Raw genomic sequence first — 21,988 nt, forward strand, 5'->3', positions numbered from 1 at the left:
CCGCATGATTTACCAGCAACATTTAATCTTCCCGAACACTCATTATTACCGCATACGCCAGCCGTCGCCGCTGGCGTTTTTTTATTGACGGAGACATACCCATGACAACAGCGACAAAAAACAACCTCGCATCTGCTGCTAACGAATCCGAATTTGAACTGACCGTAACGCAGATACCCGACGAACAGCGTATCTGCTTCTGGCCGCAGTACTTTGGCTCTATCCCACAATGGATAACGCTGGAACCCCGCATTTTCGCCTGGATGGACCGCTTCTGTGACGAGTACAACAGTGGTATCTGGTCCTTTTACACGCTCAGCAATGGCGGCGCGTTTATGGCCCCTGATGCTGACGTTGACGATAAATGGCATCTGTTCAACGGTATGAACGGCAATGGCGCGGACATGAGTGCTGAAGCCGCAGGCATTGCTGTCTGCCTGATTGAATACAGCCATCACGCCTGCCGTACAGAGTGTGACGCAATGACCGCGCACTATTACCGCCTGCGGGACTATGCCCTGCAGCATTCTGAAGCCCACGCCATTTTGCGTATCATTGACTGACCGGAGGAGCAACGAATGAAACAGCTTTCCTTTTTACCCGGCGAGATAACGCCACAGGACCGGCGTCTCATTCAGCGGGCGCTCAGGGCTCTGGAGCGGCACCTGCATGAGCCTGGGGTAGCCTTCACCTCCACTCATGCCGTCCGGGAGTGGTTGCGGCTGCATATGGCCGCGCTTGAACGGGAAGAGTTCCGGGTGCTGTATCTGAACCAGCAGAACCAGTTGATTGCCCACGAAACCCTGTTTGCCGGTTCTATTAGCAGTACCGAGGTACATCCCCGCGAGGTGGTCAAGCGCGCTCTGTACTTCAACGCGGCAGCGGTAATACTGGCGCATAACCATCCTTCCGGCGAGACGACGCCCAGCCAGGCTGACAAAGCCCTCACGCAGCGACTGGTTCAGGTACTTCAACTGGTGGATATCCGTGTCCCTGACCATCTGATTGTCGGCGGCAGGCAAATCTATTCGTTCGCAGAACACGGTCTGCTGTGAGGTATTACATGAAAATTATCAGTAAACGCCGGGCAATGACGATATACCGCCAGCATCCTGAGTCCCGAATCTTTCGTTTCTGCACCGGCAAATACCAGTGGCACGGTAGCGTCTGCCATTACACCGGCAGGGACGTTCCGGATATCACAGGAGTCCTGGCGGTATACGCCGAACGCCGCCAGGACCGCGAGGGGCCTTATGCCTGCCTGATGAGCATCACCCTGAACTGACAATAAAGAGGTTATCAATGAGCAAAATCACATGGGGTCTGCAGCGTGATATCACGCCACGTCTGGGAGCCCGTCTGGTGCAGGAAGGCAACCGACTGCATTATCTGGCTGACCGGGCCAGCATGACCGGCAAGTTCAGTGACATCGAATACCGGAAGCTGGATGAAACATTCCCGCACTTTATCCGCCAGATGGAATCGATGCTGACCACTGGTGAACTCAGCACCCACCATGCCCACTGCGTTACCCTGTACCACAACGATTTAACCTGCGAAGCCGACACCCTTGGCAGTTGCGGCTACGTATACATCGCCATTTACCCCACTCAGCGTTAATTACCTTCACGAGAGCAAACATGAAAACTTTACCTGCAACAACTCAGCGGGCGGTGAAGCCCTGCCTGTCACCCGTGGCTGTCTGGCAAATGTTACTGACACGTCTGCTGGAACAGCACTATGGTCTGACAATAAACGACACGCCATTCTGCAATGAGGCTGTGATTAAGGAACACATCGATGCCGGTATCACCCTAGCCGATGCCGTGAATTTTCTGGTAGAAAAATACGAGCTGGTTCGTATAGACAGGAAGGGATTTAGCTGGCAGGAACAATCTCCTTATCTCCGGGCTGTAGACATTCTGCGAGCGCGGCAGGCAACTGGCTTGTTGCGGCAAAGCCGTAACAACGTAGTACGATGAACATTGCGTACAACCTTCCCGATTTACATTTCTGAACTTCCTCCCTTGTTTACCTATTGCGTAATGCGCCTGCTACTACCCGGCGGGCGCGTTATCTTTTTACGGACAAACAATCATGCAACCAGAAGTTGAAGTATTAACCGATCATAATGAGCTAATTTGTTCGAGCTTTATTGAACACATTGCCAACACATTAAATTTAGGAGTGGTGTAGACATGGACAACTAAACCTGCAGCCACGGATGTATAGTGAGCGAAGCCCTATCAGGCCTTTTTGGTCAGTAGATAAGATTGATCTTCGTTGATAGAATTTACTTACACCAGCTGTTACATGAAAATAATTTTTTGGTGGGAGAATGATAAGATCTTACGTAAGAATTTGATTTTAATGGTGCCGATAATAGGAGTCGAACCTACGACCTTCGCATTACGAATGCGCTGCTCTACCAACTGAGCTATATCGGCCCTGAAAAGGACATGTCCACGAATGTGAGCACGGGGTAGAAGGTTAAAACTAACCGGGCGACGCGTCAATGGCCTTGCGAATCAAACGCCTATTTTTGCATCATCCGGATTCAATTACGCACGAATCGTGTCGTCACAGGCATCCTGTACGCAGCAAGGGAACGCTATAACCAGCGGCGAACACGCTGCTCATAGTGTTTCCATTCCAGCCCGAAATGTTTTCGCAGTTGTTCCTCTTCAAAATCAATGTGCAATCTGGCAACCGCCAGCATAAACAGTGGTGCAACCAATATTCCAATCAGGCTACCGACGTAGAGAGCAAAAGCTAACTGGAGTCCACTCATTCCAAGATAGATTGGATTGCGGCTCCAGGCATAACATCCGCCAGTAACAAGCGTGGTCGATTTCTCTGCATGCAGTGGGTTTAGCGTCGTACGTTTCTTCCGCATCTGCCACGCGGTATGCAGTATCATCGCCAAACTGGCGCTAGCCAACAATGCACTTATTACGATAGTCGCCGCGCCAAATATGAAACGCGGGATCGCCGTCAACGCATCCGCGATGAGGAATAATATTAAGATGAGTGGTGGTGGAAGCCAGACTCTTAATTTTGTCAGGAAATGACGCATGGCTATAGACTAACCTCGGAAGCGGTTTGATTAACGCTGATACCGCTATAAATACCCTGTAAAAGACACATAAACAAACAATGTTTCACTCAGAACAGGCTATCGTCTTCACCAGACAGGCAGGATCTGTAGTACTAACCTCGGCAAAAAAACCGGCATCAGAGGCATCCGCCCCTGATGTTCACGACAGGTTTACGCTGAAAAAGTTGAATCCGACGCTGATTCAAACAGCCCTACAGACTGCTTGTAAAAACGCATAAAATCATCAAACATCACTGGCGGTAAAAATTGATAACCCTGCAGGTAATCCACATTATTTTTCCGCAACCATTGCTGCTGATAGCCATATTCAACGCCTTCCGCCACCATGCGTAACCCCAGGAGTCCGGAAAGATGAATGATTGACTCGAGCATAGGGATATGTTGCTCAACTTCTTTAATAGCCTTGATGAACGTTTTATCAATTTTGATTACATCCAGGTCTAACTCATTGAGATAGCAGAGATTAGCGTATCCCGTGCCAAAATCATCTAAAGCAAACAGCACCCCTCTGTTTCGCAACGATCGTATCAACTCTTTGATAGCTGGAGTGATAGTTAGAGTCTGATTTTCGGTTATTTCAATCATTAATTTTATCGGTAGTCTTTGCGTTATCTCCATAAAGTTAAGGCATTCCCAATAAAAAACGGGATTACTTAAACCTGATGGACTGACATTAAAGGAGACGAATAGCGTTTTATTGATATCCTCGCTTACGTCAACCAGATTACGCGCGACGGTGGTCATTAAATAGCTCGTTAACTCATTCATTAAGCCACTTTTTTCAGCCAGAGGTATAAACTCACGCTGAGAAATCGCATAATTATGGCCCTGTGGCCACCGAGCCAAAACCTCAACACCACAGACGTCCCCATTGATATTTACGATGGGCTGAAAATAAGGAATGATTTCTTCATTCCTTATTGCCATACTCAGTCGGCCAGAATCTGAAACATCATATGCATCGCCATAAATTACATTCTCGCCAGAATGACTGTTTGTCGGGTAGCCGTCATGCAATAAATTATTCCTGGTTAAAAAAATGATAGTTTCATTAAAATGAGAAAATCCCAGACGAGCGGTTATCCGCTCCCGATATCGATAAACTGACTTAGTTGTTAGTGAGTTAGCAATACAAAAGTCGTGCAATTTTTCTTTTGTGAATGATGAATACAACATTTCCTCTTCAAATTCAGTCAAATGAAAATTAAAAATCGTCGAACCTTTAGTGACCTCCACAACCTCATTGGGTGCCATTAAATTGGCTCTTAGCTGAGAAATCAATTGATCAGATAATTCTCGTCCATTAATGAAAGCATACTCCTCGTATCCTCGATTAACAGAACGAGTTTCATTCATCCGAAGAACAATACAGTTGATGTTGATAAACTGCGTGCTATTTCTCTGAAACCATTTCCTGACCAGTAGCAATGGTAACCGGTTATCGATCACCAGCAAACAGGACGGGTATCGTGGAATAACTGACTGTGTACCAGAAATAAATGATCGCGCATCAACCAGTACCAGATTTGGCAGCCACGCTTTTATCCCTGAGAAAAGAAAAATATCATAACTGAGCAGAAAAACCTTTTTCGTATTCATAGTTACCACCAACTTAAATTTATGGCATAGCAGGTCCCTCGTTATATACACGAGAGAATATACAACACCTTCAGCCTCCAGCAATTATAAGGCGGTTCGTGAATTAACTTTATCCATAAGCCATATCACGTAATTTCAGAGTTTATAATCACAATTATCCATATGCGTATTCCCATTAAATAATAAATCCATTTCAAATATCGAAAAAGGAAAACTCCTAATTTTCATCAGTACAAATCCTTTTATTCATTTTCACTACAGGGCAAAACAAAAAACCACAAATGCAAGCAACAACAAAATATACAACCACAAAAATCAAAATACTAACACATTACCTTGATTTATGCTGCCCGACAAACCATGAGCGTACGTCGCAGATCTCTTATCGCATAGACATTTCCTGCGATACGGATGACCTTATAATAGAAAATATCCTGTTGAGACATAAGCAGTTCGGTAATGTCATCGGGAACATTGTCATTTTTATTTTTGACAATAGCCAAGCGACGAGTCTGCAGATATCCGTCGCGGTCTTTGCCAATAAAATTCAGGACAACATTACGATCTACAGCATAGTGCTTACCCTGAATATTAAGGCTCCCTATCTGGGATACCCGCCCTTCGGTAGCGGAAGAAATACGAAAAACCAACAGAACTTCACCTTCAATTTTTACGCCCTGAGTTTGCGCCTCCAGATGCAGGTAATTCTTGGCAGAGCAGGTCAGCGTCTCAGGTTCTTGATGGCGATAAAAAAAGTATGCTGTTATCACCGCAAGAAAGATCGCCCCGCTAATAAAGATAATTTTCGCATTCACGGGCAGCCCCTCCTTTATCCAGCGTACAGACCCCCAAAAAATTCTCTTTAAGATCATTACCTGCCGATAAATTATTATCATCATAAAAAACAATTGTTTTCTTGCCATCATGACAAGTCGCATTTATTTTTCGCCACATATCGGAAGATAAAAACGCTTTCGTTTTATCAGCATTATTATCATCGGCAGTATAAAGTTCACAATCACCTATTGCCCTGATATAGATAAAATTCGTGGCACCAGAATTAAGAGCTGGCAATATCAAAACAGAGCACCCAAGAAAGGTAAACAATAAAATGAACAGAACAATATTTTTGCGTTTCGGTGTTGCGGGTGAGCTCACCGTTTCTGTTAACGAACGAACAGGTACATCTCCACTGAAAGATGACTGTTCATCATTGACCGAAGCATGGAACAAAAATCCCTGCCGGGGCAATGTTTCAATGGGATTATCGGCCCCCAACTCACTAAATGCTTTTCGCAATATACTGATACTTTTATTAAGGCTATGACCCGATGGGGCCATGCCATGCTTTTTCCATACTTCTTCAATGATAAACTCACGATGGAGTTGTTGATTTTTATGGGCAATGAATAGCTCAAGTAGTCTCGCTGTAGATGCCGAAAGGATTATTGTAGTATCGCGATGTTTCAGGCTTTTTCTGGTGGAATCGTACTCAACCTGATCATTAATTATACTTTTCATACTACCTGACTCTTGAATACCGTGACATGGAGTACAAATGACCAAAGTTTCATCTGTGCTGAGCTGAATACTGCATTGTATAAAGATAGTTACAGTATAGGTTCGATATCTAACCATGACATATCGGATCAGACTCAATGCTTACTATTGATTGAGTTTGAAGCACCCCTGACCTACTGGGATGTATTTCTGCAACGCTACGATAAACTTTCGGTTTTTTGTTTTGAGCTCACTACTACGCCAGGTTTCACCCGGCAACACATAACGCATGGTGGCTTCATCATCGGTTGAATTGCACCCTTGGTGTACGATGATTTTAAAAAAAGTATTCCCAGTGTTTTTCAGTGTTCCGTTAGCCTCATCAATGGTGTAGGCCAGATTTATGTTTCTCGGGCGAACAACCAATATGGTGTCCATAGCGATCACCGGGAGAGCCTGCCCGCCTTTTCCTTGATTACGTTCGGTAAACAGCGTGATCGGCATTTCACGAAACAGAATTCGGTAATAGCGTTCTTTATCATCCTGCGGCCCGCGGTAGAAAATCTTAAAAAACTCACTCGCCTGCGGAGCCAGTGAAAAATTCAGCGGAGTAAACAGAAGTTCGCCTTCAGCAATAGCACTTCTGTTTTCACCTCCCGGTCCCGGCTTATCAATTTTTACTGCGCCGATACTGTATAAATTCTGTTTCTGGCTATCGTTATAGATTCGTTTACTGATAAATGCTTTATCCGATGGCATCTCATAAATGGTCGACTCTAGGTAGACTGCCTGTGTAGAGAATGCTGTCAGACCGGAAAGTAGAATAAATACCCATCTAAGCGCCAGACGACGGCGGTTCATGGCGTCACTCCCACCCAATTCGCCGTGACTTTTATCTCTCCACTGGCGCTGACGACACCTTCCCAGTCAACGCCGGAAACGGTTAACATCGAACGCGAATCATTCATTGGGAAAAGCAATTTCAAATCAGTAGCATAATAGTTTCCATCGTCATTGTTATTTGCGTCCCAGGGCGTCTGTTGCCACTGCGCATCTCTCATACTGACTGCCGCTTCACTGCAGCTATTTCGTTTTTGCACCACGCCCCCCGACTGACTGTTGTACTGCAGAAAAGCGGGAATGGGGACGGACAGCCCGCCTTGCGCAGACGTAAACAGACAGTAAGGGACACTGTTTATCGTCGTACTTTCCCCAATAACTTGCGCGGTGATACTGTCTGCCTGACGGGGGCCTGAGACGGTTACGGTGTACTCCATTTCTATAGGAGCGGCATCGCCAATCGTGCCACTACCGCTCGCAGAAGCTGTGTTGTCCGAAGAGACGATACTGATCCCATACTCCTTCGGCACAATATTGAGCTGTAGCGAAGGGGTAAACTGGTAGTGTCCTGACTCTGGTGTTAAGCCATTATAAAAGCCGAAGGTAAAGGGCTGACTGTTAGTAATGCTGATCCCTGAATCGACAAGATTCTTCAAAAATGCTTTTGACAGAAAAATATAAATGTATTCTCCGGAGGTCGTAAAAACGTTGTAATAAGCAGTTGAAGTACCATAGTTATACCAGTTTGAACCATTCCCGGAGTATCTCACGGTGGCCGCTCCGGGCGTAAAACCAAGCATCGCCGTATCGACAAAAGCGCGAAACGTCAAGGAGGCGGTCAGATTGGCCGTTTGTTGCAGGTTATAACTCACCATTTTGCAAATCACACCGTCAGTACCGCCTACCACGCCAAGTTCGCAATAACCAGAGTCTTTGGTGATGCTCGGCGTACCGTCGCTGGCAACCCAAAGCTCCTGAAATGCGTTAGTCGAGACAAGTGACAGATGACCGCGTTTAGTTAACGTGTAATTGACGTAATTCCATGATCCTGTCGATTGGTCTTTGCACCGTTGCCCGGAAGAATAATCATAATTTACAGAAGTATAACAGCGGTTGAACACGTAGGTTTCGCTGCTACCGGTAGGCACATTGCGAAAGTACTCATAAGCAGTATCGGTCAGGGAAGCGAATCCGTAGGCGCCACCAATAACGCCTGCGACAGAGCCGACCTGCGCATGATAAAAACCGTTTTTGTCAGTGCCCAATCCGGCAATAAACCCGGTTGATGGGCATTGGGTGCCACTATAACAACGGATTCCCCGGAAAGGCCCGTTAATCGGGGAGTTATCAATCCACATGTCCTGATAATAATTTCCAGGCGCAGTCCAGCCGACAAAACCTAAATACCCGAGACTCACCTGAGAGGTACCGTATTTTATCCACGTGTTTGACCCGCTGAAACGCGGATCAAGTGCCGATGGGGTAATAAAGTATTCACTATCAATGGCATTTTCGATAAACAAATAGTTATTGCTGACTGAGCCGGAAGAGATTGCATTCAACGCCAAAGCAGGCACAGGTGAAAAACTCCCTACGGCACAGATTACAGTAGCTAATTTAATTAATACTTTCATTTTATTACCTCTGCGCCATCGTGGTTTGCGTTGCACATTTCACATCGCCAACCCACGCTGCGCCGCGTGCTTTTTCCAAATCAAGATCGGCTTCGCATATGCTGCCATTGGCTGAAATTAACGTGATGACCGGATACTTTTTATCGATATCGATAGCAAACTCACCCTTTTCATCCGTACGCGTTTTACCGATGTGGTTATGGATATCGGTATTTGCAGCCAATTGTCCATCGGGATAACGAATGCGCCCGAATACGGTGACCATGCTTTTCACTTCAGGGTTGATAACACCCACGTTACCCGGATATAGCGTCAGCTCCTGTTTGCGTCCTGAAACAATATCGAAGCTGTCCTCAGAGTTTTTATCATTGAGGATTTCCAGCTTGTACTGAGCATAGGGCGGCAGTGCAATGAAATTTGATTTACCGCTGAGAAGATAATTGCGGTTATTAATCTTCGCAGCCAGTTTCCCTTCACCGGTCAAATCTGTTTTCACAATGATGCCGGACCGCTGCCGCTCTTTACTCAGGCCGAAATCTTTACCTGCCCACGCCAGAGAACCTTGAGAAGAGAAGTTCATATTGGTGGAGTTGTCAGCAGAACGCGTTACCGATACGGTGCCGGCGTTATATTTCGTGTCATAACTCAAATTGCCGTTTACCGAATAATTATTGTCGTAATATTGTTCGCCACTCAGACGCGTTGATGCCGACAATCCGACCGATTTAATCGGGCCCTCAGCATACTGCTTACGCGCGCTGAGATTACCCTGAGTACTGCCATAACGATCCCGGGAGACGCCCATGCTCAACCAGGTCGCCAACGGCAACGATAAATCCAGACTGACATAACGTTCCTGTCGCCCATCGTCATTCCGATTGTTGTAGTAATAACGCTGAATACCTGCACGCAACCCAACCGTGGCATACCTGCCTGAATAAAGGGTCGTGCTGTAGTCCAGATTACGATATTTATTTCCCGAGTAGCGATTCTCCGTCTGACTCACGGTGAGCGAGCCGCCATGAGGAATAAACTTTCCGAGGTTAAGAGTCCCGCCAATGGAATAATTATCACGCTCCTGTAAAGGCAGACGATCGCCAATTTTACTGTCTTCACGAGATGCCCATAGGGAACCGTATCCCTCAGGGACATTAAGGTTGATGTTACTGATATTTCGCCATGACGAATCGTTCGCCACTAGCGTCTGATTGCCAATACTTACGTATTCATTCACATTGAGCGTGACATCCGTTTCATTAACCGCATTGTTGTCAAAACCGTAGAGCGTGGATTTCAGGCCCAGCCCCGATAATATCGCCAGCGTCACCGATGCGGCCCCCCCGGCAATCCAGGTCTGCTCGTTGCCCAAATCTTGATAATGATTTCGCTTGTAACTCACACGGTCATAATCCAGTGAGCCACCAAACAGTTGCCACGAAAGCTGATCAATCCCGGCGGCTTGTTGGCGGGCAAAGATTTTATTAACCCTGCTGATACGACTATTAATTGTCCGGCCATTGACCACGATATCTACCGTGACGTCATACACACCATACGGAAAACGACTGGTATCAATTTCATAGCTGCCCATATTAAAGTTCTGCACGCTGAGCAAACGCCCATCACGGAAGACATGAACCTCGCCAGCGGCTGGCAAAAATACGGTAATCGGCGTGAGTGAAAGCGCGGTATTCTCAACAACCGTACTTCCTTTGTTTCCGTAGCTCACACCGTAAATTTTCCCACCATTCAACGCATTCAAACTAGCAATAGACTGCACGTTCCAGGTGTCGAGCATCCCGAGCGCCAGTCGATACCCGTCATAATCACGCTCATACATCGCACGATAGAGTTTACTGGTGCCGTTGCTGTCGCCGATGCCGTAAAACGAACCGTTAATATTGATATGGTGCTCACGCAGCGATGTTGTATTGTCCACCGTCAGATAGCTGCGGGTACTGCTGCCATTATGATAATCGTTGTAGTAGGTACCAAAGTTATAGTTCAGGACGTTAGAGAGAGACTCCACGCTGGAAGGTCCAAGCAGGCTACTTCGTGCGACAATCGCTTCAGTTAACGCATCTTTGCTGACTATCATCTCCAGGTGAAATGAAGAGACGTTGAGTTGCAGGCGTGCATTGTCCGATAGCTCGATATTGGTGTTATCGTGAAATTTCACATCACGAATTTTTTCTACCAACGCACGAGTTTTTCCAGATAACACGGCATTATTAGGCAATTCAGCAAGAGTCAGGGCTTTAACTGTAATATTGCCATCAACAAGCGAAATCATCGCATCGGCAATTTTTTGCTGACTTTTCTCGTCAGTCTCGTTGTAACGAATATATACCGGCACCGTCATTCCCTGCTCCAGTGAACGGGCGAAAGCGCTGGGAATAACGTAATTACCCACTTTTACTGGGGCTGCATGTGAAGTTCCTGGTGTCAGCGCAAGAAAAAGACAAATGCTACCGCCGACAATATATTTTGTTGTCATATGCATCCTTACAATCCGGTATTTTTATTTATCCCGTACAGATGGCTGCTATTGACCATCACTTCACTGTAATAAACTGCTTACCGTGCCAGATACCAATGCGTGAGCGGCTATTACTAATGTCGGTGAACTGCAGTTTTATTTTTGTACCTGGCATAATGTAATAGCGTTCGCGACAACCTCGACCCTGATCGCGAGCCTTATCCTTACAGGCGCCATAGGCGATCACACGAAACGAAACATTGCCAGTATTGGTAATAACATCGCCATTTCGGCTATATTCAAAACGTTCTTTTCGCGGCGCGACCACCAGAATAGTGCCAATTTCTGCCGACGCTGTTGCTACCGCCATTTTATTCGCCCGGGTTTCCGCGCTCTCGGTGACCGGCTCATCTATCCATTGCAGACGATAATAACGTTCGAGATCATCTGCTGGTCCTTTATAAAAGAAGCGGAAAACATCCTTTGCTTGACCAGGAAGAATAAGATTGGCAGGTGTAGAAAGTAACTCTCCGGAATTGACAGGCTTTATTTCGACTCCCCCCGCCAAAGGTGATGACAATTGTTTTACCGAAACACTGACATAACGCGCCGCATCAGTTGTATTAGTAATTTCTTTCGATAATGAACTCTCAGCAGAAGTCATTATCGATGTGATTTCACCCACATTAATTGCCCATCCGGGAAAAGATGCTACTAACCCTACCAACATCACTGCCGGTAAATATTTTTTCATGACGCCATTCCTGATAAATTCGGGAGAAAAAATTCTCCCGAATTTTTATTACTTAGGCAGACGGAGTCGTCCAGGTTGCATTAAACTGTACTTTTACATCGCCAGTCCAATAGCCGTCTGGCAGAGCAGAGTAATCCGTTACTGCCTGGCTACCATCAGAAGTCGCTGACGCGATGGTGAATTTGAAGTTGGATTGATCGCTGACACGAGCAGCACCGTTATAAGCGCCATCAGCCATCAGGCTTTCAAGACCAGAAGTCGAGCTGGAGTTAACCAGGACAGTATCTGATGAGTTAGTCAGCGCGGTGCCATTCCATGCCACCCCTACGTTCAGGGTAGACGCATCGCCACTGGCGTTGGTCAGCGTGTTACTAATGATCTGAGCAGTCAGCTCAAAATCAGTTGCCGTTTCCTGACCCTGAATAGTCACATCAAAAGCACCGTCCTGAGAGTTGAAGGCTTTCAGTCCTTCAGCATACTGGAAAGTCAAAGAGTTCAGCGGGGTGACAACCAACATACTGGTGGTATCTTTTGTTGCCGTCGCGTCCCACGAGGCAGTTGCAGAAGCAGTAACGTCTGCCATTGCATTTGCTGCAACAAATACAGAAGCCAGAGAGGTTACTAATAATAATTTTTTCATTTTTATCTTCTCCTAAGAACAAACTCACCACCGAGTCTTATTTTTAAGTCACTCCAGCGGTTCCATTAATTGCGAGCCAGAATTGCCGCGCCAAAAAATTATCATTTGAATTAAGTAACATCTCAACAAACCCTGAAACGCAAAAATTACAAAAAACTAAGAATTTTCCCACAAAAAAATTTATCTAAGAAGTATCCTAAGACAGAATTACTTGAAATATGCCTTGTTTCAGAATTATCACCCACACAAACAAGCAATACCAAACAATTCATCTTTTTTATGTTTTTGATAAATATCAAAAAGATCATACAAATACCACCTAAGCAAAACCCTTACAAAACATAAAGATAATTAACGCCTCCATATTTTCTCTATAATGCTTATTATTTGTTGCAATTATGCTAATTTTTTAACTTCACAAGAAAATTCTCATGAAATATTCATATGAGGGGGAATATTCTTATAAAATAATCGCCAAGCTGGAGGATTAGTATTCGAATTGATAATTATTTCATATAAATAAAACCAGGAATTTTCCATATAAAAAGAATATTCCTGGAATATCAAGAGTTATATAACGCTCAACAGGAGAGATTTAGCTGAAACCTTTTAATCCCAAATAACTATTAAGTGTTACCGTTCGCACCCGATGTAGGGTAATCAAATTTTGTTGTTCGAGGGATTTAAATGACCGGCTAACGGTTTCAATTTTAAGGTCGAGATAACTGGCAATTTCCTCCCGGGAGAATGGCAAGTGAAGCGTCGTTTCTGGCCTGCCAATACGTAAATGCATCTCGTAAAACTCCACCAGAAAAGCAGCGATCCTGGCCTCAGCATGTTTATTCGCATAGCGCCGCAGTTTTTCAACAATGAATCCATTGTCCCTGCAGAGAAACTTGATGACTGCGGCAGCAACCGACGGATCCTTTTCTGCTACTTTGAACAACCGCGCAATATCGATATGACATACCTCCGCAGCCGTTGCCGCCTTAATCGTTGTCAGGTACTTCCCCCCTTCGACAGCATCCAGCGCCATGATATCTCCCGGAACATAAAAGCGACTGATAAAATCGTTATCACCGCATTCCACGCTGGACTTGCAGTATCCCTCGTGAATAACAAAAAGCATGTTTGCGGCTTCATCCTGCCGGGCGAGTATCTCCCCTACTTTAAACCTTCTTCTTTTGTCTATTAATCGGTGTTGATTATCACGATCAATTGCCGCTCCCTTTGGACACAGCGAACAATGGCGGGGGGGAAACGGGTTGCCGAGCGGCACTACAGGAATGCGATGTTTGTGAATATCCGATTTCACGCAACAACTCCTCATAAAAATGAGACTGATTCTAATAGATCGGGCCATGGGAACAATACGTGAACTGAAGACCAGGAAAATTCATGCTGGCAGGGAAAATTCTGTGATACATCGCCTTTCTGGCACAGGGACGCATGGGTCAAAACCAGACTGATGATGTTAAAACGCAGGATAGAAAAATGTGGCAGTGGAGTGAAGGTTGGAATTAACAGGGCGATGCCTTAATAGCCTTGAAAATCAGAGTGCTATTATGGAATCGCCCGTTTTCAATTACGCACGGATCGTGTCGTCGCCGAAACCAACCCATTTGTATGTAGTCAGTGCTTCCAGCCCCATTGGGCCACGCGCGTGCAGTTTTTGCGTACTTACCGCCACTTCCGCGCCCAGTCCAAACTGGCCGCCATCGGTAAAACGCGTAGAGGCGTTAACGTACACAGCTGAAGAATCGACTTCATTCACAAAACGATCGGCGTTGCGTAGCGTACGCGTCAGGATCGCATCGGAATGCTGGGTACCATGCTCGCGGATGTGGGCGATGGCATCATCCAGACTGGTGACGATTTTCACGTTCAAATCCAGCGACAGAAACTCGTCGTCATACTCTTCAGCTTTCACCGCAACCACATTAGCAGGTCCTGCCTTCAATGTAGCCAGCGCCATTTCGTCTCCGTGCAGAGTTACGCCGCTTTGTGCCATCTGCTGGCTCAATGCTGGCAGAAAACGCGCGGCGATATCCTGATGCACCAGCAGAGTTTCTACGGTGTTGCATGTGCTCGGACGCTGGGTTTTGGCATTGACGATAATCTTCAGGGCCGGGGCGATCTCCGCGGTATCATCAACATAGATATGACATACGCCAATGCCGCCGGTGATGACCGGGATAGTCGACTGCTCACGACACAGCTTGTGCAGGCCCGCGCCACCGCGAGGGATCAGCATATCGATGTACTTATCCATCCGTAGCATCTCAGCGACCAGTGCGCGGTCCGGGTTATCAATCGACTGTACGGCAGCCGCGGGTAAACCGCAGGCTTCCAGCGCCTTTTGGATAACCGCCACGGTGGCAGCGTTCGTCCGGTAGGTCTCTTTCCCACCGCGCAGGATCGCGGCATTGCCGGTTTTCAGGCACAGGGAGGCAACGTCAACGGTGACGTTTGGGCGCGCTTCATAAATTACGCCAATCACGCCCAGCGGGACGCGACGACGCTCCAGACGCAGACCGCTGTCCAGCAGCCCACCGTCAATCACCTGCCCGACCGGGTCGGCGAGATTACACACCTGGCGTACATCGTCAGCAATCGCTTTCAGACGCGCTGGCGTCAGGGCCAGGCGGTCGAGCATCGCATCGCTCAGGCCGTTGGCTCGCGCCTGCTCAACATCTTGTACGTTCGCGCTGAGGATGCTTTCGGTTTGCGCTTCCAGCTCATCAGCAATGGTTTCCAGTACGCGATTTTTTTCGCGACTAGAGAGCAGCGCCAGCTTATATGACGCGGCTTTGGCAGCAATGCCCATTTTTTCCAGCATATGCCTGTTCCTTAACGGGTGATCATGTCGTCACGATGGACAGCGACCGGGCCGTATTCGTAGCCCAGGATGGTGTCGATCTGTTGTGAGTGATGTCCGGCAATACGGCGCAGCGCATCGCTGTTATAGCGGGTGACGCCGTGGGCAATATCACGCCCTTCGAGATTGCAGATGCGGATCACTTCACCACGAGAGAAGTTGCCTGTCACGCTTTTAATGCCTTTTGGCAATAATGAGCTGCCGCGTTCCAGAATCGCTGCGGTAGCGCCCTCATCAACAGTAATTTCTCCGGCAGGCGGCGCGCCGAAGATCCAGCGTTTACGGTTCTCCAGTGGAGATGCCTGAGCATGAAAACGCGTCCCAACGGAAACGCCTTCCATCACGTCGCCAATGACGCCCGGTTTGCTGCCTGCGGCAATTATGGTGTCGATCCCGGCGCGGCACGCGACATCGGCGGCCTGCAGTTTTGTTCCCATCCCGCCGGTTCCCAGACCCGAGACGCTGTCTCCGGCAATGGCGCGCAGCGCATCATCAATACCGTGCACGTCTTTAATCAGCTCCGCCTGCGGATTGGTGCGCGGATCGGCGGTGAACAGCCCCTGCTGATCGGTCAACAGCAACAGCTTATCGGCTCCAGCCAGAATTGCCGCCAGCGCTGAGAGGTTGTCGTTATCACCCACTTTAATTTCAGCGGTCGCCACCGCATCGTTCTCATTAATGACCGGAACGATGTTGTTATCCAGCAGCGCGCGCAGCGTATCGCGGGCATTGAGGAAGCGCTCTCTGTCTTCCATATCCGCACGCGTCAGCAGCATCTGCCCGATATGAATACCGTAAATCGAGAAAAGCTGTTCCCATAGTTGAATCAGTCGGCTCTGCCCTACCGCTGCCAACAGCTGTTTCGAGGCTATCGTTGCCGGGAGTTCAGGGTAACCAAGATGCTCACGTCCGGCGGCAATCGCGCCTGAGGTAACAATAACAATACGATGCCCTGCGGCATGGAGCTGCGCGCACTGGCGAACCAGTTCTACGATGTGGGCGCGGTTCAGGCGGCGGGATCCGCCCGTTAACACACTGGTGCCAAGTTTTACCACCAGCGTCTGGCTGTCACTCATGATTCTCTGCCATTCAAAATTGGGGAAAATGATATCAAACGAACGTTTTAGCAGGACTGGCCCCGGTTGCCAACAACCAGCGCACAAAGCATGAAATTTTATTGCGCAGGATCAGCAAGCGTAGCGGCAGATTTTGACGCATTTATTACAGAAACAAAAAAACATCCTTTTTTAAAAATATTCTTACTTTGTCATAAAACGTTCATTGCCAGACGTTAAAAACCCTCCTGTCTTTTAACGGGGATCACACCCAGTGAATATTAGCGCGTACTTTTAATCAGGAATGAAAATGAAAAAGAGCACTCTGGCATTAGTGGTGATGGGAATTGTTACGTCGGCATCCGTACAGGCAGCGGAAGTGTATAACAAGAACGGTAATAAGCTGGACTTATACGGCAAAGTAAAAGCCATGCATTACATGACGGATTATGACAGCAAAGATGGTGACCAAAGCTATATCCGTTTAGGTTTTAAAGGCGAAACGCAAATTAACGATCAACTGACCGGTTATGGTCGTTGGGAGGCTGAATTCGCCGGCAATAAAGCTGAAAGCGATTCTAACCAACAAAAAACACGTCTGGCCTTCGCCGGTGTGAAATTAAAAGATTTTGGCTCGTTTGATTATGGTCGTAACCTGGGTGCGCTGTATGACGTGGAAGCATGGACCGATATGTTCCCGGAATTCGGCGGCGACTCCTCCGCACAAACCGATAACTTTATGACCAAACGTGCCAGCGGCCTGGCAACTTACCGTAACACCGACTTCTTCGGGGTCGTGGATGGCCTGGATCTGACCCTGCAATATCAGGGTAAAAACCAGGACCGCGATGTGAAAAAACAGAACGGCGACGGTTTTGGTACTTCCGTTACCTATGACTTTGGCGGCAGCGACTTTGCGGTGAGCGGCGCTTATACCAACTCCGATCGTACTAACCAGCAGAATCTGCAAACTCGCGGTACAGGCGATAAAGCAGAAGCCTGGGCAACTGGCTTAAAATATGATGCTAACGATATTTATATTGCAACGTTCTATTCTGAAACGCGCAATATGACGCCAATTTCCGGTGGCTTTGCTAATAAAACACAGAACTTCGAAGCGGTAGTTCAGTACCAGTTTGACTTTGGTCTGCGTCCGTCACTGGGTTATGTGCTGTCTAAAGGGAAAGATATTGAAGGCGTCGGCAATGAAGATCTGGTGAATTATATTGATCTCGGCGCAACGTACTATTTCAACAAAAATATGTCCGCGTTTGTCGATTATAAAATCAACCAGCTCGATAGCGATAATAAGCTGGGCATCAACGATGATAATATCGTTGCCGTCGGTATGGTCTACCAGTTTTGATATAGCATAAAAAAAGCCGGATGGGGTTGCGCCGCCATCCGGCTTTTCACTGTTCATTATGCCGTTAACTTAACCGGTTCATCCTTAAAGTCGTCAGCAGGTTCCAGCGCCAGATTCAGCGTCGTTAACAAGCCAAGTAATTTTTCATGGAATTCACGTAAGGTGTATTCCAGTCGCTCTACCACTTCAGTCTCTTTCACCGGCACCGCAGTCCAGTTACCGTCTTTATCAAACAAACCAAACTGATAACTATACGTGAAGCGTTTTTCCTGCGCCTCCAGTTCCATCCACCAGCCCCAGAACTCGCGTTTCTCAGGGGCTGGTTTCACGTTGACGCAAACAGCCAGACAATCGAAAAAAAATCGATTATCTTCGCACTGCCCTTCCCGGATGTACGGGCCAAGCGCGGTGAATTTCTTGATCAATCTACTTTTCGGATGCCCACTCGGTAACGTCATTACGATCTCCTTAGGTGAAGCACCTGTTTTACCAAATCGATAAAATTTAGCAAACTTTTAACACAATCTCTGATTGATCCAACTGGTTATTTCCTGCAACCCTTTGTCAAAATTGCGATACACCGGATTGAAGGGGATCTCCAGTAGCTTACCGTCTGAAGATGAAGATGTGATTAAACGTGACTCTTCTTCCGGGCTAAACGGGTCGTTCTTCCAGAACCCCGAAAGCATTGGCGTCGGGCAGCGTCGCCCCAGCAGGCCCTGCACTTTTAATGAATAGCGATTAAGCTCAACGCGCAGCGCTTCATCGGAGGCGTCATGCATCCCCAGGCGGCTAGCCAGTACATCAAGATACATTTCCGGGACGCTCGCCTGACGCTGCGGGTCACTAAGCAGCGAATGAACCACTGGTCCCAGACAGGCCACCGCCTTCAGACGTGATGATTCCAGATATGCCAGACGTACCGCTACGTTAGCGCCAAAGCGGAAACCGAAGGCCGCCACGCGAGTGTGATCCACCCAGGGAACATTAGGCAGCGCTTTTAATACGTGCTGATGCAGCAGGCTGGAATCCTGAGTCAGTTTCCATTTTGATGAGAACCCAACCGACGGCATATCCAGCGTCAGCATGGCAATGCCACGTGGAGCAAAGTAGCGCTCATACAGACTGTAATAATCCGTTTGCATGGAATCGAGGCCACCGCACATCAGCACCGTCGGGAACGGACCGTCGCCTTTTGGCATATGCAGGAATCCAGTGATTGGCGCGCCGCCGGTAACGGCAAATTCCATCTCGCGCAATGTCCCCGGCAGTCGCTGCGCGGCCTCTTCATAGGCGCGATTGGCCAAAGCCTGTGCCTGTTCTGCCAGCTCATCGCCTTTCAGGTGTGGGTAAGCGGCAATGTTGTACAACGTAGACGCATGTAGCCAGTGGCGTCCGCTCACCTGCGGATCCTCTTCCATAGACGCTTTCTGTTGCCAGTCCATCGCCTGCTTCGCCCACTCATAGATCCAGTTTCCACCGCGATAGCCGATAACCGTATCGTAGAGTTCTTTATCCGTACGTTCGGCTTCGCTCATCACGATACGTGCCTGCACCTCAAGGATTTCACGCGGGTCGACGCCACGCCAGATCCACATCAGACGATTCACCATGCGATACCAGTGGGGAATGGTTTTACCATCCAGGGCAGATTGTACGGACGGCTGCGCGCCGTGATTAAAACGACGAACCAGCGTTGACGTTTCAGGGTGTTTGAAGCGGGGTTTAAACAGGACTTCGCTGAGGTTAGCCTGTGACATGATTGCAGCCTCCATGAGTACTCACTAAGGCATAGTGTAACCTGACACTGCACAAAAAGAACAACGCCCGGCAGTTGCCAGGCGCTGAAAACTTTTTAGATTAGCGACCAGAGATCGGCGGGACGAACACCACGCCCATATCCCACGGCTGTTCAATCCAGGTATCCTGAGGGATATCAACAACATAATCATTCACCAGCGGGCGACCTGCCGGCTTAGCGAAGATAGTAACGAAATGCGCTTTAGGATACATTTCGCGGATCGCAACGGCGGTACCACCGGTGTCAACCAGGTCATCGATTACGATGAAACCTTCACCGTCGCCTTCGGCACGTTTCAGCACTTTCAGTTCGCGCTGGTTGTCGTGATCGTAGCTGGAGATGCATACGGTATCGACATGACGAATACCCAATTCACGCGCCAGCAATGCGCCCGGTACCAGACCACCACGGCTAACGGCAATAATGCCTTTCCATTGTTCAGAAGGCATCAGGCGGCTTGCCAGTTTACGTGCATGGATCTGCAACATGTCCCAGGTGACGACGTATTTTTCGCTCATGTGAAGTGTCCCAGCCTGTTTATCTACGGCTTAAAAAGTGTTCGAGGGGGAAATAGGTTGCGCGAGATTATAGAGATCTGACGCACTAAAAACCAGTGTTTCGCGGAATCCGCGCCTCTTTTTGCATGCTTTATGCTAGCCGTCAGCGGAGAAAGTGGTATTCTCAATCGCATCGCGCAAGCCTGACTTGTGGTGTTTTTAATTCTGCTAACCCCGTGGCCTGCAAGCAAGTTTTGTAGGACATCGCCAAGGAGACTCAACGTGTCTGAACTGTCTCAATTATCCCCGCAACCGCTATGGGATATTTTTGCCAAAATCTGTTCTATTCCTCATCCGTCCTATCATGAAGAGCAGCTCGCTGAACACATTCTGAGCTGGGCCCAGGAAAAAGGTTTCCACGTCGAGCGCGATCAAGTCGGTAATATCCTGATTCGCAAACCCGCTACCGCAGGCATGGAAAACCGCAAACCGGTCGTTCTGCAGGCGCACCTGGATATGGTCCCGCAGAAAAACAACGACACCGTGCACGACTTCACCAAAGATCCTATCCAACCTTATATTGATGGCGAATGGGTAAAAGCCCGTGGCACCACGCTGGGTGCGGATAACGGTATCGGTATGGCGTCCGCGCTGGCCGTTCTGGCTGATGACAGCGTGGTACATGGTCCTCTGGAAGTGCTGCTGACCATGACCGAAGAAGCAGGTATGGATGGCGCGTTTGGTCTGCAGGCTAACTGGCTACAGGCAGATATCCTGATCAACACCGACTCAGAAGAAGAAGGTGAGATCTACATGGGTTGCGCAGGCGGTATCGACTTTACCTCCAACCTGCCGCTGTCCCGTGAAGCAATCCCTGCTGGCTTCCAGAGCTTTAAGCTGACGTTAAAAGGCCTGAAAGGCGGCCACTCCGGCGGCGAAATCCACGTGGGTCTCGGTAACGCGAACAAGCTGCTGGTACGCTTCCTGGCGGGCCACGCTGAAGAGCTGGATCTGCGTCTGGTTGATTTCAACGGCGGTACGCTGCGTAACGCAATTCCGCGTGAAGCCTTTGCCACCCTGGCCGTGGCTGCAGATAAAGTTGATGCGTTAAAAGCGCTGGTCAACACCTATCAGGAAATCCTGAAAAACGAACTGGAAGCCAAAGAGAAGAACCTGGCTCTGCTGCTGGATGCCGTTACTCAAGACAAAGCCGCGCTGACCGCTGAGTCTCGTGACAGCTTTGTGCGTCTGCTAAACGCCACCCCGAACGGTGTTATCCGCAACTCCGACGTCGCCAAAGGCGTGGTAGAAACTTCCCTGAACGTCGGCGTTGTAACCATGACTGACGACAACGTTGAAATTCACTGCCTCATTCGTTCTCTGATCGACAGCGGTAAAGACTACGTGGTGAGCATGCTGGATTCACTGGGTAAACTGGCTGGCGCGAAAACCCAGGCAAAAGGCGGATACCCTGGCTGGCAGCCGGATGCCAACTCTCCGGTTATGCACCTGGTTCGTGAAACCTATCAGCGTCTGTTCAACAAAACGCCTAACATCCAAATCATCCACGCCGGTCTGGAATGTGGTCTGTTCAAGAAACCGTATCCAGATATGGACATGGTTTCCATCGGGCCAACCATCACCGGCCCGCACTCCCCGGATGAACAGGTTCATATCGAAAGCGTCGGCCATTACTGGACGCTGCTGACTGAACTGCTGAAGTCTATTCCGGCGAAGTAAGTCTGCGCTAAACGCCGGATGGCGCTGTGCTTATCCGGCCTACATGCTGATTTGTAGGCCGGATATAGTTTTTACGCAGCCATCCGG

Annotated in this window: 22 protein-coding genes and 1 tRNA gene; 7 read left to right on the forward strand and 16 right to left on the reverse strand. The window is 48.2% G+C overall.

Going from position 1 to position 21,988, the window contains the following annotated elements; genetic code table 11:
* Window positions 1–101: 101 nt before the first annotated feature.
* The 5 genes from GUC46_RS18705 to ykfI are packed head-to-tail and all read left to right on the forward strand — an operon-like array spanning window position 102 to window position 1,982.
* Window positions 102–563 (forward strand): antirestriction protein, encoded by a 462-nt coding sequence (locus tag GUC46_RS18705; protein ID WP_003031344.1) that lies wholly within the window; start codon window positions 102–104, stop codon window positions 561–563.
* Window positions 564–578: 15 nt separating this feature from the next.
* Window positions 579–1,055 carry a RadC family protein gene (locus tag GUC46_RS18710; protein ID WP_003031345.1) on the forward strand — a complete coding sequence of 159 codons (477 nt, stop codon included), beginning with the start codon at window positions 579–581 and terminating at the stop codon, window positions 1,053–1,055.
* 8 nt (window positions 1,056–1,063) lie between these two features.
* On the forward strand, window positions 1,064–1,285 hold the full coding sequence (locus GUC46_RS18715) for a DUF987 domain-containing protein (RefSeq protein WP_003031346.1): 222 nt from the start codon (window positions 1,064–1,066) through the stop codon (window positions 1,283–1,285).
* A 17-nt stretch (window positions 1,286–1,302) separates the two neighbouring features.
* Window positions 1,303–1,620 (forward strand): type IV toxin-antitoxin system YeeU family antitoxin, encoded by a 318-nt coding sequence (locus tag GUC46_RS18720; RefSeq protein ID WP_003031347.1) that lies wholly within the window; start codon window positions 1,303–1,305, stop codon window positions 1,618–1,620.
* A 20-nt stretch (window positions 1,621–1,640) separates the two neighbouring features.
* On the forward strand, window positions 1,641–1,982 hold the full coding sequence (gene ykfI, locus GUC46_RS18725) for a type IV toxin-antitoxin system toxin YkfI (RefSeq protein WP_003031349.1): 342 nt from the start codon (window positions 1,641–1,643) through the stop codon (window positions 1,980–1,982).
* A gap of 389 nt (window positions 1,983–2,371) precedes the next feature.
* On the opposite strand, the gene GUC46_RS18730 is transcribed toward ykfI, so the two are convergent.
* The 13 genes from GUC46_RS18730 to proB form a co-directional block, all read right to left on the reverse strand.
* Window positions 2,372–2,447, reverse strand: a tRNA-Thr gene (locus GUC46_RS18730).
* A 164-nt stretch (window positions 2,448–2,611) separates the two neighbouring features.
* Complete coding sequence (locus GUC46_RS18735) at window positions 2,612–2,920, reverse strand: isoprenylcysteine carboxylmethyltransferase family protein (protein WP_003838771.1); 309 nt, start codon at window positions 2,918–2,920, stop codon at window positions 2,612–2,614.
* Window positions 2,921–3,268: 348 nt separating this feature from the next.
* Entirely contained in the window at window positions 3,269–4,717 is a 1,449-nt protein-coding gene (locus GUC46_RS18740) for an EAL domain-containing protein (RefSeq protein ID WP_160180603.1), read from the reverse strand.
* Between the two features lie 341 nt (window positions 4,718–5,058).
* Window positions 5,059–5,532: a hypothetical protein gene (locus tag GUC46_RS18745; protein ID WP_003838775.1), complete on the reverse strand. Its 474-nt coding sequence runs from the start codon at window positions 5,530–5,532 to the stop codon at window positions 5,059–5,061.
* Window positions 5,507–6,238, reverse strand: coding sequence for a winged helix-turn-helix domain-containing protein (locus tag GUC46_RS18750; RefSeq protein WP_044714364.1), 732 nt, complete (start codon window positions 6,236–6,238; stop codon window positions 5,507–5,509). The genes GUC46_RS18745 and GUC46_RS18750 overlap by 26 nt, the downstream gene beginning before the upstream one ends.
* A 144-nt stretch (window positions 6,239–6,382) precedes the next feature.
* A complete protein-coding gene (locus GUC46_RS18755; protein ID WP_003031358.1) occupies window positions 6,383–7,078 on the reverse strand; it encodes a fimbria/pilus periplasmic chaperone in 696 nt (231 codons plus the stop codon).
* Window positions 7,075–8,691: a hypothetical protein gene (locus tag GUC46_RS18760; RefSeq protein ID WP_057101177.1), complete on the reverse strand. Its 1,617-nt coding sequence runs from the start codon at window positions 8,689–8,691 to the stop codon at window positions 7,075–7,077. Before GUC46_RS18760 ends, GUC46_RS18755 begins: the two co-directional genes overlap by 4 nt.
* A gap of 4 nt (window positions 8,692–8,695) precedes the next feature.
* Window positions 8,696–11,188, reverse strand: coding sequence for a CS1-pili formation C-terminal domain-containing protein (locus tag GUC46_RS18765; RefSeq protein ID WP_008324497.1), 2,493 nt, complete (start codon window positions 11,186–11,188; stop codon window positions 8,696–8,698).
* Window positions 11,189–11,246: 58 nt separating this feature from the next.
* A complete protein-coding gene (locus tag GUC46_RS18770) occupies window positions 11,247–11,924 on the reverse strand; it encodes a hypothetical protein (protein ID WP_003031363.1) in 678 nt (225 codons plus the stop codon).
* A 52-nt stretch (window positions 11,925–11,976) separates the two neighbouring features.
* A complete protein-coding gene (locus GUC46_RS18775) occupies window positions 11,977–12,564 on the reverse strand; it encodes a common pilus major fimbrillin subunit EcpA (protein ID WP_003031365.1) in 588 nt (195 codons plus the stop codon).
* A gap of 595 nt (window positions 12,565–13,159) precedes the next feature.
* Window positions 13,160–13,879 (reverse strand): Crp/Fnr family transcriptional regulator, encoded by a 720-nt coding sequence (locus GUC46_RS18780; RefSeq protein ID WP_130714955.1) that lies wholly within the window; start codon window positions 13,877–13,879, stop codon window positions 13,160–13,162.
* A gap of 270 nt (window positions 13,880–14,149) precedes the next feature.
* Window positions 14,150–15,403 carry a glutamate-5-semialdehyde dehydrogenase gene (gene proA / locus GUC46_RS18785; protein ID WP_003031370.1) on the reverse strand — a complete coding sequence of 418 codons (1,254 nt, stop codon included), beginning with the start codon at window positions 15,401–15,403 and terminating at the stop codon, window positions 14,150–14,152.
* A gap of 11 nt (window positions 15,404–15,414) precedes the next feature.
* Window positions 15,415–16,518 carry a glutamate 5-kinase gene (proB, locus tag GUC46_RS18790; protein ID WP_003031373.1) on the reverse strand — a complete coding sequence of 368 codons (1,104 nt, stop codon included), beginning with the start codon at window positions 16,516–16,518 and terminating at the stop codon, window positions 15,415–15,417.
* 289 nt (window positions 16,519–16,807) lie between these two features.
* On the opposite strand from proB, the gene phoE reads away from it, so the two are divergent.
* A complete protein-coding gene (phoE, locus tag GUC46_RS18795) occupies window positions 16,808–17,863 on the forward strand; it encodes a phosphoporin PhoE (protein ID WP_003843783.1) in 1,056 nt (351 codons plus the stop codon).
* A gap of 56 nt (window positions 17,864–17,919) precedes the next feature.
* On the opposite strand, the gene crl is transcribed toward phoE, so the two are convergent.
* The 3 genes from crl to gpt form a co-directional block, all read right to left on the reverse strand.
* Window positions 17,920–18,321 carry a sigma factor-binding protein Crl gene (crl, locus tag GUC46_RS18800; protein WP_003031376.1) on the reverse strand — a complete coding sequence of 134 codons (402 nt, stop codon included), beginning with the start codon at window positions 18,319–18,321 and terminating at the stop codon, window positions 17,920–17,922.
* A gap of 57 nt (window positions 18,322–18,378) precedes the next feature.
* The gene (gene frsA / locus GUC46_RS18805) at window positions 18,379–19,623 is read right to left on the reverse strand and encodes an esterase FrsA (protein WP_044702502.1); all 1,245 of its coding nucleotides are present in this window, start codon (window positions 19,621–19,623) and stop codon (window positions 18,379–18,381) included.
* Window positions 19,624–19,723: 100 nt separating this feature from the next.
* On the reverse strand, window positions 19,724–20,182 hold the full coding sequence (gene gpt / locus GUC46_RS18810) for a xanthine phosphoribosyltransferase (RefSeq protein ID WP_003031380.1): 459 nt from the start codon (window positions 20,180–20,182) through the stop codon (window positions 19,724–19,726).
* A gap of 261 nt (window positions 20,183–20,443) precedes the next feature.
* Here gpt and pepD point away from each other — a divergent pair, with 261 nt between their 5' ends.
* Complete coding sequence (gene pepD / locus GUC46_RS18815; RefSeq protein ID WP_003031381.1) at window positions 20,444–21,901, forward strand: cytosol nonspecific dipeptidase; 1,458 nt, start codon at window positions 20,444–20,446, stop codon at window positions 21,899–21,901.
* The last annotated feature ends 87 nt before the right edge of the window (window positions 21,902–21,988 follow it).

Source organism: Citrobacter sp. LUTT5, from assembly GCF_009905315.1.
Taxonomy (GTDB): domain Bacteria; phylum Pseudomonadota; class Gammaproteobacteria; order Enterobacterales; family Enterobacteriaceae; genus Citrobacter; species Citrobacter freundii.